Annotated in this window: 9 protein-coding genes and 1 tRNA gene; 6 read left to right on the top strand and 4 right to left on the bottom strand. The window is 40.8% G+C overall.

Going from position 1 to position 16,921, the window contains the following annotated elements:
* Positions 1–12: 12 nt before the first annotated feature.
* On the bottom strand, positions 13–2,697 hold the full coding sequence (locus tag BWD42_RS13095; RefSeq protein ID WP_077436821.1) for a carboxypeptidase-like regulatory domain-containing protein: 2,685 nt from the start codon (positions 2,695–2,697) through the stop codon (positions 13–15).
* A 194-nt stretch (positions 2,698–2,891) separates the two neighbouring features.
* Between BWD42_RS13095 and purD the strand changes: the two genes are divergently transcribed.
* A complete protein-coding gene (gene purD, locus BWD42_RS13090) occupies positions 2,892–4,166 on the top strand; it encodes a phosphoribosylamine--glycine ligase (RefSeq protein ID WP_077436820.1) in 1,275 nt (424 codons plus the stop codon).
* Between the two features lie 93 nt (positions 4,167–4,259).
* Positions 4,260–4,331 (top strand) — tRNA-Glu (locus BWD42_RS13085).
* A 93-nt stretch (positions 4,332–4,424) separates the two neighbouring features.
* Here BWD42_RS13085 and BWD42_RS13080 read toward each other — a convergent pair.
* From BWD42_RS13080 to BWD42_RS13070, 3 genes are read right to left on the bottom strand one after another with little or no spacing between them, the layout of a single operon-like run.
* Positions 4,425–5,945: a TlpA family protein disulfide reductase gene (locus tag BWD42_RS13080; protein WP_077436819.1), complete on the bottom strand. Its 1,521-nt coding sequence runs from the start codon at positions 5,943–5,945 to the stop codon at positions 4,425–4,427.
* A complete protein-coding gene (locus BWD42_RS13075; RefSeq protein ID WP_077436818.1) occupies positions 5,942–6,700 on the bottom strand; it encodes a LytR/AlgR family response regulator transcription factor in 759 nt (252 codons plus the stop codon). The genes BWD42_RS13080 and BWD42_RS13075 overlap by 4 nt, the downstream gene beginning before the upstream one ends.
* Before the next feature lie 4 nt (positions 6,701–6,704).
* Positions 6,705–8,462, bottom strand: coding sequence for a sensor histidine kinase (locus BWD42_RS13070; protein WP_077436817.1), 1,758 nt, complete (start codon positions 8,460–8,462; stop codon positions 6,705–6,707).
* Positions 8,463–9,186: 724 nt separating this feature from the next.
* On the opposite strand from BWD42_RS13070, the gene BWD42_RS13065 reads away from it, so the two are divergent.
* From BWD42_RS13065 to BWD42_RS13050, 4 genes are read left to right on the top strand one after another with little or no spacing between them, the layout of a single operon-like run.
* Positions 9,187–10,644 carry an IPT/TIG domain-containing protein gene (locus tag BWD42_RS13065; protein ID WP_077436816.1) on the top strand — a complete coding sequence of 486 codons (1,458 nt, stop codon included), beginning with the start codon at positions 9,187–9,189 and terminating at the stop codon, positions 10,642–10,644.
* A gap of 11 nt (positions 10,645–10,655) precedes the next feature.
* The gene (locus tag BWD42_RS13060; RefSeq protein ID WP_254846233.1) at positions 10,656–13,817 is read left to right on the top strand and encodes a SusC/RagA family TonB-linked outer membrane protein; all 3,162 of its coding nucleotides are present in this window, start codon (positions 10,656–10,658) and stop codon (positions 13,815–13,817) included.
* 12 nt (positions 13,818–13,829) lie between these two features.
* Positions 13,830–15,887 (top strand): RagB/SusD family nutrient uptake outer membrane protein, encoded by a 2,058-nt coding sequence (locus tag BWD42_RS13055; RefSeq protein WP_077436814.1) that lies wholly within the window; start codon positions 13,830–13,832, stop codon positions 15,885–15,887.
* 15 nt (positions 15,888–15,902) lie between these two features.
* Positions 15,903–16,886, top strand: a complete 984-nt coding sequence (locus tag BWD42_RS13050) for a DUF4973 domain-containing protein (protein ID WP_077436813.1) — start codon at positions 15,903–15,905, stop codon at positions 16,884–16,886.
* Positions 16,887–16,921 lie beyond the last annotated feature (35 nt).

Here is a 16,921-nt window from a genome sequence, read left to right as displayed (position 1 = left end):
TTGTTCGGATTGCTATTGTGATTTTACTTCTATTAAATATTCAAGATGGGCAATTTTGCCTTCCATGTCAACGCCTTCGACTGTAATCTTATAGGTTCCGGGTTCATCGGAAGTAAAAAAATCAAATTTGGTTTTCCCATTTTTCTCGGTCACTAGATTAGGTTCCCAGGCGATGGTTGTTCTTAGGTCACGTTTAAGTTCCTGTTTTTGTGTAGTGTTATATTGTGGTTTGAAAAAGATGCGATTTACATGCAGTCCTTTAGGCACAATGGTGACGATCCCTGTAGGTGTATAGGAGGCTGACATTGCATCTCCGGATTTACTTGTAATGACCAATACACCGTTTCCGCCATACATACCATAGATTGCGGTGTTGCCGATGCTCCTCAGTACCTCGATACTGGCAATGTCCTGAACATTGATCATGTTGAGCTGATCCGCCTCGATGTACATCCCATCTAAAACAACCTGCATGGGATTACCACCGTTCATTCCCATCGAGCGGGTACTGTAAGGAACTCCATTTCGGAAGATAACGCCCACTAGTCTTCCTGCTAGACATTGCTCCAGGGTTGCGCAAGTAGATAGATCTTCCGCTGATATGACCTGATCGGCATGGCCCGGACCATTGAGATTTCTTGAATTTTTGTCCGCTTTATTGGTCCGCACCCTGTTAACCTGTACTTCCTCCAGTTTAATACTTTTTTGAATAATGCCGGCAGCTTCCAGTTCAGTCAAAAATTGCTGGCTACCTTTGAGCTGATCGATCAGTTTGCTGTTGACATCATTCACGATCAATGGCTGGTCTTTGCTTTCAGTAACAGCAGGAGCTGCGATCTCGTCAATAAGTATGTCAACCCTGTTCTTTTCCTTTTGACCATTCCCGGTTACGATAAATTTGATGCTATCGGCGAATAGTAGGTCATCAAAAATAAATCGACCATCATTATTTGTGGTTGTGTCTATACTCAGCATCATATTGCTGGTTGGTACTAAAGTCACTTTAGCATTGGGAACAACTGCTTTTCGTCCGGTTTTCTTGACGGTCCCGGAGATTGTGAGGCCTTTTTCCGGTCGATAAAGATTATTCGTTGCGCTCAGATAATTCTTCCAGTCCAGTTTACGCCAACCTTGGATCAACATGAGGTTGTCAAGTTCATTAAATCGGATGTTATCCAAATCATCAAAATAGTAATTGGGGCGCTCTACAAAACCACGGAGATCAGATTTTAGGAGAAGCTCAGAGACAATCGAAGAATAATATTGATCTGTCGTGGAATCAACTTTACTGCGGTTGACTACAGCGGCTGAGAGCGCCGCTATTTTTGAGGTATCGCTACTACCATCTTTAATGGAGAGGCTTGCGATGACTTGCTCTCTCGTAGCAAAGGAGGACTTGTTTAATTGGAGGGTTATTGGGAACAGTGTTTTAGGAGCATTGTAATTAAAGACAAGTCTTTCTATGATGGGAGTCATCTCCTCATTCAGTACGGAAAGTTGAATCACTCCCGAAGGAAGATCCTTTTTGGGAATGTTGAACAGGAGCTCCGGTCCATTTAACTTTTGCTTTACAGCATGTAGTACGATTCCATTGTATTGGGCAATTAGATAAACATCTTTTCGGCTGACCAGATCGTTAGTGGCGGATAATTGGGCTGCGATCTTGTCTTTTAAACCGGCATTGACGGTGAGCACATAACCAGATACTGCTACTGGAGGGAGTGCTGTACTCACAGAACTCCCGTCCGAAAAGACTGCAGTGACCATGTATTTTTTTTCGGAGCTTAGAATCAGTGGGATACTTCCCATGCCCAGCACATTGGTTTCAAATTCGATAAAGGGAGCTTGGTTTTCTTCTGCGATTTGGATTTTTGATTGAATACCCAAGCCCGAAGGGCTTAGTACTTTGACGCCGGTTTTGCTTAGGATATTATTTACAAATTCGCCGCTTTCAGGAAAAATCTGGATACTGTTTTGCTGATTTGGATTCGGGATAGTAAAGCTCTTTAGCACACGTCTTTTGTCTAAGGAGAGGAATTGCAATGTTAGCAGGCCTCCTTTAAAGTTATCTTTGAGTTCAAGTGCTATTGTTCCATTTTCATTGGATTTTAACCGGCCTGTTTTTTCCTTTTGGCCATTTTGTTGGAGCGTGTAGCTTATACTGCTGTTTATTAGAGGCGCTCCCTGAATTGTCTTTAGATCGATCTGGAAGAAATTTTCATTTCCATTTTTAAGCAATGTGCTTTGGGTTATGACATTATCTGCTCTCCCGTTGGTAATAGGGATAATACGCTCATAGAAATTGGATATGGAATCATTTTGCATCCAGCGGGTGTATGCTCTGATTCTATATGTGCCTTCTACTAGTGTGTCGGACAGGCTGAGATCGCCAATGCCGAGACCCAATGTGAGTGGGATCTTGATACTTTTAACGACGTCATTTGTTGGAGAGATCAATTCGATATTGGCGATTTTACTGATGTTGCTCAAGTAATTGAAGGGCGCCGTGGTACAATACATTTTGAACCAAATACTTTCACCAGCTGAATAGTCATTTTTGTCTAGATGTAGATAAATTTTTTCTGTGACATGATTTTCACGGTAGGTCTCCAGTTTCTGTAATGTTTGATCGATTTGAGAAAAGGCCCATAACGGAAGAAATAGGCAATTGACTAACAACAATATTCTAGCGTACATATGACCAATGTTTCTTGAAAATTAGAAAATATTTTTCCTTTAATCAACTTATAAATCAAAATATTATCTAGGTAGAGTTGCTAAACGATCTGTATGGATGCTTCGATCTTCATTTGTGCTGAAAAATAAATTTAAAATCTGTTTTTGAACCATCTTTTGCCTGAAAATTAGCATAAAAAAAATATCTTTGTGCTATGAATATCCTAATAATCGGTTCAGGAGGTCGGGAATCTGCCTTCGCCTATAAGTTGTCGAAAAGTCCACGTTTAGGTCAATTGTTTATAGCTCCAGGCAACGCTGGTACAGGAGCGTACGGCCAAAATGTCAATATTAAAGTTACTGATTTTGAAGCTATCGCTTCCTTTGTCTTGGAAAATGCCATACAAATGGTTGTCGTAGGTCCCGAAGAGCCTTTGGTAAAAGGTATTCATGATTATTTTTTAAACCGTACAGATTTAAAAGATATTCCGGTAATCGGCCCACAACAGGAAGGAGCTCAATTAGAAGGCTCAAAAGATTTTTCAAAACAGTTTATGGATAGACACGGTGTACCTACTGCTGCATCGCGTTCTTTTGATGTGGACTCTTTGGAGGAAGGACTGGTTTATCTAGAAAGTCAAAAGCTACCGATCGTGCTTAAAGCCGATGGTCTGGCTGCTGGAAAAGGTGTTTTGATCTGTGAAACGCTTGATGATGCTAAAGCCGAACTAAAAGCGATGATTGCGGATTCCAAATTTGGTGAGGCAAGCCGAGTTGTCGTCGTTGAGGAATTTTTAAAAGGAATTGAGCTATCGGTATTCGTATTGACTGATGGTAACTCGTATAAGGTATTGCCTTCTGCGAAGGATTATAAACGCATAGGAGAGGGAGATACGGGTTTAAATACAGGTGGAATGGGATCCATTTCTCCGGTACCTTTTGCTGATGAGACATTTTTGAATAAGGTAGAAGAACGTATCATCAAACCAACTGTTGAGGGATTGAAGAAAGATGGTATTCCATATAAAGGCTTTATTTTTATCGGTTTGATGAATGTCGATGGCGAGCCATATGTCATTGAATATAATGTTCGTATGGGCGATCCTGAAACAGAATCTGTATTACCGCGTATTGAGTCTGATCTCTTGGATCTGCTAGAAGGTGTTGCACAGGGAAATTTAGACCAACGTTCTTATACCGTCTCGCCAAAAACAGCAGTTACGGTGATGTTAGTGGCAGGAGGTTACCCTGGTACCTATGAATCCGGAAAGGAAATTGTGAATATGGAGAATGTCAAGGAATCTATTGTATTTCAGGCAGGCACCAAGGAGTTGGATGGTAAGGTTGTCACCGCTGGTGGTCGCGTGATTGCTGTTACCACGTTACAAGACTCTCTTTTTGAGGCTCTTCAACAGGCAACAGCAGATGCTGGAAGGATCTATTTTGAAGGAAAGTATTTCCGCCGCGATATCGGTTTTGATCTCATCTAAAAAATATTTAAAATTATTTTTGTAAAAATAATTTTAAGATCTATATTTGCAACTCCAAAAAACAAGAAAGCTTTTGGAGTTGCATTAAAAAATGGCCCGTTCGTCTAGGGGTTAGGACGCAAGATTTTCATTCTTGAAACAGGGGTTCGATTCCCCTACGGGCTACAAAAGAAAAACCTGCAAAATATCAAATTTGCAGGCTTTTTTGTTTTAGGAGGTAGATTGCCAAAATTTGAAGTATAAAGTGCTTCGTTGTACTTAAAGCTTCTTTTTCAATTTCTCCAAACTCAAACTTTGCATGGATAGAATGGAATGGTAATCATAAGCTCCATTGGGCTCAAGCAAAATATAGGAAGGAAAGCCTGTTTTGTCAAAAGTATTCATTACTTCAGTTATAACCTTAGAGTCGACAAAAACATGTGTTCCAGGCTGATCTAGTTCCAGGACTTTATTCCGCCATTTTTGTTCATCTGTTCCTGAGGAGCTACATAGATATACAAATTCTATGGGAAGTCCTGCATCGTGAATCTCCAGCTGGAGTTTTTTCCCAAAAGGCATCGCTTGAATACAGGGCATACACCATGTAGCCCATATATCAATTACAACTAGCTTGTTTTTAAAAGTGGATTTTAAAGCTGTTAGGAGTTCTTTACCAGACTTATGTTCGTTTAAATATAACTTAGAATTGGACTTGGTTTTTAGTATTGATTTGCCAAGGGAAGAATTTTCTTTATCTATGGATGATTTTACGTTTATGGAGTCAATTGCTTTGATTTTTTTTGCTAAGTCCGTCATTTGCGAATTCAGGTAATCTTTCGACCAATTATAACGCATGGTGGGCTTTAAGAGCTCGTATAGCTGAAATTTCTCTTTTAAATCACTATCGTCAAATTGCAGCTTCCCAAGATCAGCGTAAGTAGGAGGAAGCGTCTCGTCGTAATATTTAGCCAAGTTTGTAACACTAAATTTTTCCTTAGTCCCTTTGAAACCAACTGAAGCCATATATCTGTTCAGAAATTGAAGATATTCATGAGAATTATTTGAGATAGCATAAACTGGAATGAGTAGTTCGTTTATTGAATGAACAGGTTTAGCATTTCGATATAAATAGTTTAATTTTTTTGCATAATATGCCATATTTGTCTCCCCGTCAATCAATGTCTGCTGCGTATGGTCATAGGCCATGTAAAAGTCTTGGTTAACTTTTTGTTGAAAAGCAAATAAGCTATCCAGTATAGTCATATAATTGGAGTCTTCGGTTGCTAATACATTGATTTTATTTGAGAAATTTGCGTTATATTTTTTATTAAATAATATGTAATCATTCATAATTCGATTTTTGTCTCCATCTTTTCCTGCGAAGGTTACTCCCTCGCCATTGAAGTAAACAGCGTTTTTCTTCAATTTATTGAGATCAAAGGTGAGTACAAGTTCGTCATCACTGTAGAGGCAGATATAGGCATAGCTCCCAAATGATAACCAAATCTGACGATTTGGAAGCTTTTCGGGTAGTATAATCAGGAATGATCCATCTTGTTCAAGAGCGATTTCGTAAGTAGATTGTATCGGATTTCCAATGTTGACAACAGCGTACTTTACAATGATATCTTTTAGATCTGTCGAATTTCCATTGATAACCCATCCCTTAATTTTTGAATGGTTTTTTTGGGGATATTGCTGTGCGTACTCGGCATGCGTGATAGGTTGTTCCGATTTATTTTGCCCTAAAACAATTAAAGGGAAGATGCTTGTGATAAAATAAAAGAGGTAGGCTTTCATGATTTATTGTGTTTGTTTAAAATCTGATATACATATTCTTTTTTTTGACGAGCAATAGGTATTCGTGTGCCATTGTTCATCATGAGATAGGCCCCTTGGCCTTTAGTTACCGATACAACATGTTCGGGGTTGACAAGATGACTTTGATGAGAGCGGATGAAACCATAAATAGCTAACATGTCGTCGTACTCTTTTAACGTTTTACCAATAACGATTGATTTGTTATCTGTAAAATATATTTTAGTGTAATTATTGTCCGCTTGGCAATGAACGATATTAATAATGGGTATATATTGGGTTTCCCTTCCGGTCGCAAGTGCGATTTTATGTGTACTGCGTTGTTCATTGTTTAGATTCTGTATTAGGTTTTCAAGATTAGCATTGTGTTTTTTACGCTTAATCTTTTCGGAGGCTTTATATAGTGCGGCTTCTAATTCGATAAGATTAATTGGTTTTAGTAAGTAATCCAGCGCTGAAAACTTGATCGCCTGAATACCAAACTTATCGTATGCTGTAACGAAGATGACTTCGAAGTTTCTTTTGCCAAGTTCTTGGAGCAGGTCGAAGCCGCTTTTATCGGGCATTTGAATATCCAAAAACACCAATTCGGGCTGTTGCTGCTTAATCAATAGAAGCGCTTCGTCCGCATTGCCGGCTGTGCCGACAGGTTTTAAGAGGTCAGTATAATTATCCAAATAACTCTTTAGGATTTCGATGTTATTAATTTCATCGTCTACAATTATATAATTTATCATAATATTAGGGTTTGGCTATCCAGTCGGATATAATAATGCAGATTTTAGTAATTCCTGAGTTTGATGTTCTATGGATCTGAAAAGTGTTTTCGGGATAAAGCTTGCCCAGCAAGATTAATCGTTCCTCAGTAAGCCTTAGTCCATATCCACTGGTGGGTTTTGTCATCTTCACATTAAATCCCTTCCCATTATCGGAAACGCAGAGAAATAAATCTTGCTCTACTTGCTGGGCGGATAAGGTTATCATTCCTTGGGAGCCTATTGCCGCAATGCCATGTTTTACTGCATTTTCTACTATTGGTTGAAGTAACAAGCTTGGGATTTCGATCAAATCACCATGTACTTCTAAGTTGTTTAGTATTTCATATTTGAATCCAAACCTTAATTGTTCCATTTGTAAGTAATCGTCCAATAATTGAAACTCGTGATTTAAGGTGTTCATCTCTCTTTCAGCATTTTCTAGAGTGGCCCTGGTCAATGAGGAGAATTTGCTCAGATAATAATTGGTTCTTTCCTGGTCAGTTTTTTGAATAAGGTTTTGTATAGAGTTGATTGCATTGAATATAAAGTGAGGATTTAATTGGGACTGGATATTCCGTATCTGAAGCATCAGCGCTTGTCTTTGTTGTTCAAGCTTTTTTAAGCGTTTGCGGCTTCTATATCGGACAAGAATAAATATAGTGATGATAATTACGATGCTGACACAGAGTATTGGAAATAAGGTCGACCAAAAAAATGTCGCTGAAAATTGCTTAGGAGCGGGTGTAACGCGATAAGGGATCCTCAGAACCTCATCCGGACCGTATTTGCCGATATTCCCTGTTTTATGGATCAATAACTCATATTCTCCAATTTCATTTAAATATTGGTTTGAAACTTCAAATTGTTTGGATTGAGTCCACCATTCTAGTAGGATCGTGTCAACTATATTTTTTGTTTTTTTGATCAAATTGATGGAATAGGGGATCGTTTCGTGATTTTGAAATTCAAGGTTCAGAGAAGAGATGCTGTCTTTATTAAAAGTCAAATCTAAGGGTACTCCGGTAAGCTTATCATATTGTTGGATGTAGGATTTATTCAAAGTACGGTCCAATAGATTAAAATAGCCGTATTGACCAGCTCCACGGGCGATAATTTGATCTAAAATGGGACGTACATTTTTCCGCCAATCTAAAATATAACCATCTCTTATATTGTATACTTTCCGATGTTTGACTTCCACTAAGATCAGTTTATTTGGAAAGTTAAAAGTTCCAATATCACCATAGGGTTCTTTGGCTCCATAACTCATTGATAAGGCCGGTATCGGTGACCAGGGAACAAGTTCAATGCTATCATTTTCGATAACGCGGTACATAAAATCCTGATGGTTATTTTTATTGATCCCCATAGCGATTATTGTTGCATCGGAACTATCCGGGATAAAATAACTATTATATTTTTTTGAAAAATTTTGAACTTCAGGCGAGATAAAATTCTTCAATTTTGGATTTAGTTTTATACCCAGGATTATTGGTGAGTTGGGAGTCGCAGATAAGCCTTTCCCAGGTAGCTTTTTTGTGTTATCGAAGCTGTCGAAAATATGCCAGATATATTTTGCAGAAGTAATGTACCCCACTTTAGTTCTCACCATTGTCTGGGCATCAGTAGAGTAACCGCTAAAATGGAAATTGTCTCCAAAATAATAGTCGTTCCCTTGGGAATCTTGTGCCGAAATTGCAAAAAATTGAAATAGTAGAAATAATAAAATTGCCGTTCTCATCCTTTAAAGTTTACAGATCGAAAATGCCTAAAATAAATTGAAACAACGAAAAGGAATGAGTAATCGGATCGATGTAATTAGTATTTGGAAATACGATTAACAGATTTAGCTATTTAATAGCACTGGTTTTCCTGTTTGATACAAACAAGCAGATTATTGAGATAATTCGATAGTCTCAAAAATTTTACGTTAGCTACTTTTGAGTAATCAATTATAGAATATAATACCCTAGGGAAGCACCTAGAAACACAGATTAGAGATATACCCATTAAATTTTTGCTGAAAGAACGAATGCTATTGTGCTAGTAATAGATATCGCTTACATGTAGCGACCATTTGAACGAATGAAGAGAGTTATACTAAGAATTGCGGGGAGTATAATGCTTGGAATTTAAAAACGGAAATAGAAAGTATTAGAAAAGTAATTTAAATAAATTAGGAAGACTTTGAAGCTATTGCAATAAAGTCTTTTTTAGCTGTCAAAAGCTAATACCATTTAGCTTTTAATTTTAATTAATCAATTATGTGTAAACTTTTAAAAGGAGTTCGCCCTCCAAATGGGCGGGCATCGATTCGTTCGTCCTAAAATTTCCGACGTAATGAAAACCAGTTAAGTCCCTGACATGCTTTCAACGATATAAGCCTAAAGAAAAAATATCCGGAAGCGGTCCCACTGGGATACTAAAAAAAGTATTTGAAATAAATTTTAACCAATTAATAACTTATGAGAACAAAACAAGTAGCGAGTAGAGCCTTGTGCCGATTTGGTAGACTCTGGGTCTTTATGATTCTCACCTTTGGTCTTTGTGCCTGCAAGAACGATACAACGGCAATTATTGGAGAATCTAAGCCTTTTGATCCTACAAAACCAGTCATCGTGTCTGATTTCAGCCCAAAATCGGGTGGCATGGGGCAGCGTCTAATTATTTATGGGCAAAATTTTGGAAATGATCCCAAGAATGTTACCGTGTTGATAGGTGGACAACAAGCAGTCGTTATCAATGCTTTGGGCGAGTCATTGTATTGCCTTGTTCCCAAACAGGCTTTCGAAGGCGATATCGAAGTGCGTGTTGGCGGAGTCGAGAAACCTGTCATCGGACGGGCTGAAGCAAAGTTTGATTATAAACGTAAGCTAGTGGTGTCCACACTAGCCGGTTACAGGAACGCCCGCGGTGACGAACCTTGGAAAGACGGTAAGTTTAAAGATGCTGACCAAAACAAAATGGCCAGTGGCTTTTGGCTTTCCTCTTTTATGAAGTTTGATCCCACAAATCCCAAACACCTGTGGGTGACATTTGATGACAATAATGGCCTCTATCTGATTAATTTTGAGGATAGCACGATTACCAAAAAACGTTCCGATTTTAGCCGTCCACGTAGTGTAGATTTTTCGATAGATGGGAAATATATGATCGTAGCACAAGACCGGGGCGGAGAGAATGATGAGTCAACGTTATTGTTTTCCCGAGCAAGGAGCTTTCTCGATAAAGAAGTGCTGACCAAAAGCAGACAGTGTAATGGAGCCTCTATTCACCCTGTTAACGGAGAAATGTATTTTAACAGTTATGCAAAAGGAGAGTTCTTCCGTTTTGATCTCAATCAGTATTTCACGGATAAAACGGTAAAAGCGGAGCAGTTATATGTGATTCAGGATCCGGAATGGGAATATCGGGCTTTGATTCATCCAACAGGAAACTACGCGTATATTTTGGTGATCAACCAAGGTTATATTATGCGTGCGGATTACAATTGGGATAAAAAGCGGTTTAACCAACCCTATTTAGTTTGCGGGAAAGTCCGTGAATCGGGTTATAAAGATGGGGTAGGGTCCTCAGCCCGTGTCAATCAGCCTTATCAAGGGGTATTTGTCAAAAACCAGGCTTATGTGGAAGCCGGTAAACCCGATATCTACGATTTTTATTTTACCGACCTTATGAATCATGCCATTCGTATGCTTACGCCCGAAGGTGCCGTAACAACTTTTGCCGGCCGAGGGAGTTCGAGCCTGAATACGAATCCTTACGGCTATGTTAATGGAGATCTGAGGGCAGACGCTCGTTTTGATCGGCCATCAGGTATCGCCTATAACGAAAAAGAACAGGCTTTTTATATTGGAGACCGTGAAAATAGGCGGATTCGTAAGATCGCACTGGAGGAAATGGATGAAAATGACCAAGATTAACCTGTGATAAGATGATGAATAAAATAGTACTAACATGTATAGCGCTTCTCAGTTTCTGCTGGACTGTGTTTGCACAAGAAACTGTTGAGGTAAGGGGTGTCATTGTCGATACCCAAAGGTTGCCGCTTGTCGGTGTCAGCATCTCGGTGAAAGATGCTCCCGGCTTGGGGACGAGCTCGGATAGCAAGGGAAATTATAAGATAAAAGTAGAGCGTTACAAAACACTCGTATTCTCTTCTGTGGGATACCAAAAGAAAGAAGTACTTGTAAAAGATTCACAAATCATTGATGTGAGTTTGAAAGAATCGGAGACCAGTGTATTGGATGAAGTGGTAGTAACAGGTACTGGTACTCAAAAGAAGCTGACATTGACTGGGGCCGCAAGTGGAGTGGATGTGGAGACAATGAAAGCTAATCCGACATCAAGCATAACAAATGCACTTGCCGGTAATGTGCCCGGTGTCATGGCGATGATGCAGTCCGGGCAGCCCGGTAGAAATATCTCCGAGTTTTGGATACGTGGTATCTCTACCTTCGGTGGTGGTAGTGCCGCTTTAGTTTTGGTAGATAATGTCGAGCGCGATATTAATGATATAAATATCGAAGATATTGAAACGTTTACCGTGCTTAAAGATGCAGCCTTGACAGCAATTTATGGCTCTAGAGGAGCAAACGGCGTTATCCTGATCACAACAAAACGTGGTAAAGAGGGTAAAATCAATATCAATTTTAAAGACGAGACCATTTATAACACACGTACAATTACGCCTGAATTTGAGGATGGCGTAACCTATGCTAACCTACTAAATGAGGCCCGGATCACGCGAAATTTTGAACCGATTTATCGTCCGGAAGAGTTGGAGATCTTGCGCTTGGGATTGGACCCAGATCTTTACCCCAATGTCAACTGGAAAGACCTGTTATTGAAAGATGGTGCCATGACGTACCGGGCAAACCTTAACATGACCGGAGGTGGGGCTACAACGCGTTATTTCGTGTCGGGAAGCTATGTAGATGAAGGTGGTATGTATAAAACGGATGAAACACTGCGCAACGATTATAACACAAATGCGAATTACAAACGTTGGAATTATCGTCTGAATGCGGATATCAATGTGACCAAAAGCACCGTATTGAAAGTTGGTGTCGCGGGATCACTAGACAAACGGAATAGCCCAGGCCTGGGCGATCAGGATCTATGGGGTTCTTTTTTTGGATATTCTCCGATCAGTACACCAGTACTGTATTCCAACGGCCGTGTGCCAACGATAGGAGATGGCAATAAGATCAATCCATGGGTCATGTCAACACAGTCGGGATTCAATGAAAATTGGCAAAACAAAGTACAGACCGACGTTACAATTGAACAGAACTTTGATTTTATCACCAAAGGTTTAAAACTCAGAGGGATTGTCGGCTTTGATACCTATAATAATAACAATATCACGCGTATTAAATTGCCTGAATTATGGCATGCCGAACGCGCACGTGATGAGAATGGGAATCTGATTTTTACGCATAAGGCTAATCCCAGGGAAATGGAACAGGGCGGGTATTCCGAAGGAAATAGACGGGAGTTTTATGATGTTATGATTAATTATGACCGTAAAATTGGAGATCATAATTTGGGTGCAGTAGCACGTTTTACCCGGGATGCTTTTACCAAAACAGTTGATTTGGGCAATGACATCAAAAATGGGGTATCCAGACGTAACCAGGCATTAGCGGGAAGATTAACCTATAATTGGAAGTCACGTTATGTTGCTGATTTCAATTTTGGTTATACGGGTTCGGAAAACTTTGCCATAGGGCAACAATATGGTTTTTTCCCCGCTGTAGCAGCAGCATGGAATATCTCCGAGGAGCCTTTTGTAAAGAATAATGTTCCTTGGCTGAATTTGCTTAAAGTACGTTACTCCTGGGGTAAGGTGGGAAATGACCAACTTAAAATAGGCGATAACAACGAACGTTTCCCGTACTTATATACGATTGAGGAAATCTGGCGTAGAGATGATAGGGGTAACCTGATTCTGGATAGTGATGGTCAACGGATTCCCGTAGGGGGGTATCAATGGGCAGATTACGGTCTAGATCGTTCCTATGGCGGTATTCGGTATAGCCAGGTGGCTTCGCCCTATGTTACATGGGAAATGGCGACCAAAAATAACCTGGGTTTGGATATCGCTTTATTGCGGGATAAAATTGTCGCCAACTTCGATTTCTTTGATGAGAAACGTACCGGCATTTATATGGAACGAAGATTTTTGCCAAGCATGGTTGGCCTGGAAAGTATTCCAAGAGCGAATGTGGGTGGAGTAAAATCACGTGGTTTTGACGGGCGCCTCGAATATAAGCAGAAGATCGGCGAATTAAACCTTACGGCACGTAGCAATATCACCTATAGTAAGAACGAAATTACGGCAATCGACGAGGAAAATAACGTATACGGTTATCAAAATCAAAAAGGTTATCGTGTCGACCAGTCTATAGGATTGATCGCTTTAGGCCTGTTTAAAGATTACGATGATATTCGCAATAGCCCGAAACAACAGTTTGATAATAATCCGCCAAATTATCAGCCCGGAGATATAAAATATAAAGATGTCAATGGAGATGGGATAGTGGATGATGGTGACCGGGTGGCCATAGGCGCAACACGGCGGCCTAATTTGGTTTACGGTCTAGGTACTTCGCTGAGCTGGCGGGGATTTGACCTTAGTGTCCATTTCCAGGGATCGGGGAAGTCTACTTTTTCGATTTATGGAAAAACGGTACAGGCTTTTCGTGAGGGTGAATGGGGGCAGGTGATGAAAGGCGTCATGGGCGATAATCGTTGGATTTCAGCCGAGATATCGGGTGATCCGTCAACCGAAAATCCCAATGCATCTTATCCACGTTTAAGCTTTGGAGACAATATTAATAATTTCAGAGAGTCAACATTTTGGTTGAAAAACGGACAATATCTTCGTTTGAAAACCTTGGATATTGGTTATACATTGCCAAAACAGCTTACCAATCGGATTAAGGCCAATAGCATTCGCTTCTTCCTCGTTGGCTCAAATTTATTGACCTGGTCAAAATTCAAACTTTGGGATCCGGAGCTGGCCACCCCAAGGGGCGAAGATTATCCCCTGCCCAAGTCCTTTACATTTGGCATCAATATTAACCTGTAAAATTAGAAAAAGATGCAAAGAAAGACATTATATCTTGCACTTATGCTCGCTTTGGGCATGAATGTGATCTCATCCTGTAAAAAGGATTATTTAAAGTCCGACCAATATTTTAAAGATCGGATCACCTTGGAAAAAACATTTAAAAGCAAACTGTATTCGGAGAAATGGCTGGCTCATGTATTTGAAGAATTCAAAGGTGAAAATGCCGATGTCGCCAGTAAAGGCCTGACACCGCATTGTTTCGCGGATGATATGTATTATGGTGATCGGGACAAGGATTACGATCCATCAAAAAATGAGCTGTCCTATAATATGTTTAAAATGGGTTTGTATACCGAAACGGATAAACAGGGGACATGGACTCAATCGTATCGCGGGATTCGGAATGCTTCGACCTTTATCCATAATATCTACATGAATACGGAGATGTCCGAGGCCGAAATCGTAGATTATCGGGGGCAAGCGCGTTTTGCGCGGGCTTACCTCTACTGGTTATTGCTCCGTAAATATGGGCCTATTCCGATTCTGCCCGATGAAGGCCTGGATTATACAGATAGTTATGAAGAACTGGCTATTGCGCGAAATACTTATGATGAGTGTGCTGAATTCATCAGCAACGAACTATTAAAGGCTGCGAAAGAGATGGAAGCCCTTGGGATGAGGCGCGGACAGGATGGCTCTGCCCGCCCTTCTGTAGGTGCAGCATTGGCAGCGAGGGCTAAAGTGCTTCTGTATGCGGCAAGCCCCTTGGCCAATGGGAATAATTCCGCTTATGCTGCGCGCTTGGTAGACAAACAGATGAAACGCCTGTTGTCTGCCGATTATAAAGAAGAGAAATGGGCAAAGGCCGCGGCAGCGGCACGCGATGTTATCGAATTGGGGGTATATCGGCTTTACACGGCCCCTTTACAGGAAACAGGTGATGATGCAACAGTCAGACCGCCACAGGATCATAATTTTTCGGAAAAAAGCTGGCCAGCAGGTTGGGCCGACATCGATCCTGCCAAATCCTATGCAGAGGTCTTTAATGGGACATTGACTGCTTCGGGTAATCCGGAGTTAATATTTACCCGGGGTAACAACCAACCGAATGAGGGCATAGACCAAATGGTCATCCACCAACTGCCGCGTTCGGCAACAGGATGGAATACGCATGGGCTGACTCAGAAACTGGTTGATGCTTATTATATGAATGATGGTACGGATGTGCCAGGTAAGGATAAGGAAATCGGCCGTGGTAATGGTTCAGATCGTGTCAGTGGATTTGTGACACAGGAGGATTATGACAATAAAAAATACAGACCATTGCGTCCCGGCGTGTCGTTGCAATATGCAAACCGCGAACCGAGGTTCTACGCTTCGGTGGCTTATAGTGGAAGTTTTTGGACATTGCTTAATGAAACAAAAGAGGAAAACCGCAACAAACAAATCTTCTATTATAGCGCTGACCCGAAAGGAAACGGCTTTAATTCAGCGAATGGGTACTGGTTGCGGACGGGGTTCGGCGTTAAGAAGTTTGTTCATCCCAGTGATACTTACGAAGGTGGAGTTGGCTCACGTATTATTCCCAAGGCCGAACCCGCCATCCGTTATGCAGATGTATTGCTGATGTATGCCGAGGCGCTGAATGAGCTGAGCGGTTCGTATACGATTCCGTCTTGGCGCGGAGCAAGTTATACCATTAGCCGTGACATTGCCGAAATGAAAAAGGGTATCCATCCCGTACGCATCCGCGCGGGTGTGCCGGATTACGCTGCCAGTGTATATGGCAATAAGAATGAGCTACGTAAAGCATTGAAACGGGAGCGTTTTATTGAGCTTATGGGCGAAGGTCAACGCTATTATGATCTACGCCGCTGGATGGATGCACCTGTTGAAGAAGCATTGCCTGTGTATGGCTGTAACGTATTGATGAATGTAGCGGAACGCGACCTTTTTTACCAGCCCGTCGCGATATGGACCTTGAAGACAACCTTTGCCGACAAAATGTGGTTTTGGCCGATTAGCCATACCGAACTTAAGCGCAATAAGAATCTGACTCAAAATCCCGGATGGACTTACAATGATTAACCAAATATGCATTTTATGAACAAGTCATATATACAATTGTTGTTCCTCACTTTACTTGCTCTCTGCGGCTCTTGTAATGATGAATGGAAAGAGGAACAATTCGAACATTACATTTCTTTTAAAGCTCCCCTGGAAAGTGAAGGGGTCGCGAATATCTATGTTCGTTATAAGGATGGACAAAAGACCACCTTCATGCAACCCTTGGAAGTAAGCGGATCGACAACCAACGATAATAATCTTTCGGTCAAGGTTGGAGTGGATGCGGATACATTGGGCGTGCTAAATTACGAGCGGTTCCAGACGAGGACGGATTTTTATTACAAACAGCTCCGTACGGACTATTTTTCGATTCCATCAGCGGTGGATATCAAGTCTGGAGAAAATACCGGATTAATGGCCATAGATTTTACACTGAAAGGTATTGATATGACCGAAAAATGGGTCCTTCCCCTGACTATTTTGGATGACCCGGGAGCTAAATATAAGGTCAATCCCCGGAAGCATTATAAAAAGGCACTATTACGCATCAACCCTTTTAACAATTACTCTGGGACCTATAGCGGGACGGCATTGAAGGTTGTTATGGAAGGGCATGAAAATGAAACCCCGATCGTAAAAAGTCAGATCAAGAGCTATGTTGTCGATGAGAATACGATCTTCTTTTACGCGGGAAATATAGATGAAGAGCGAAAGGACCGGAAGAATTATCAAGTTTTTGCAACATTCAATGACAAGGGCGGTGTTACCTTTCGTGCCGCAAATCCAAATATGAAGTTCGTTGTGAAAAAAGATGCAAGTTATACCATTTCAGAACAGATGGACGCCGTCCGGCCCTATTTATTGCATCGTTATATCACGATCAATAACGTGGATTACGAGTTTACGGATTATACCCTTGTTGCGACTACGGCGATCAAATTCAAGGTTTCTGGTTCATTGATTTTGGAGCGTCAACTCAATACACAGATTCCAGATGAAGATCAGGCCATTGAATGGTAAACTTTATCAAACGATTCGGCGAGCTATTGGTTATA

The sequence above is a fragment of the Sphingobacterium sp. CZ-UAM genome (assembly GCF_002000245.1).
Lineage (GTDB): Bacteria > Bacteroidota > Bacteroidia > Sphingobacteriales > Sphingobacteriaceae > Sphingobacterium.
Note: the sequence above shows the minus strand (reverse complement) of the source record. Positions and strands in the feature narration are given on the sequence as shown.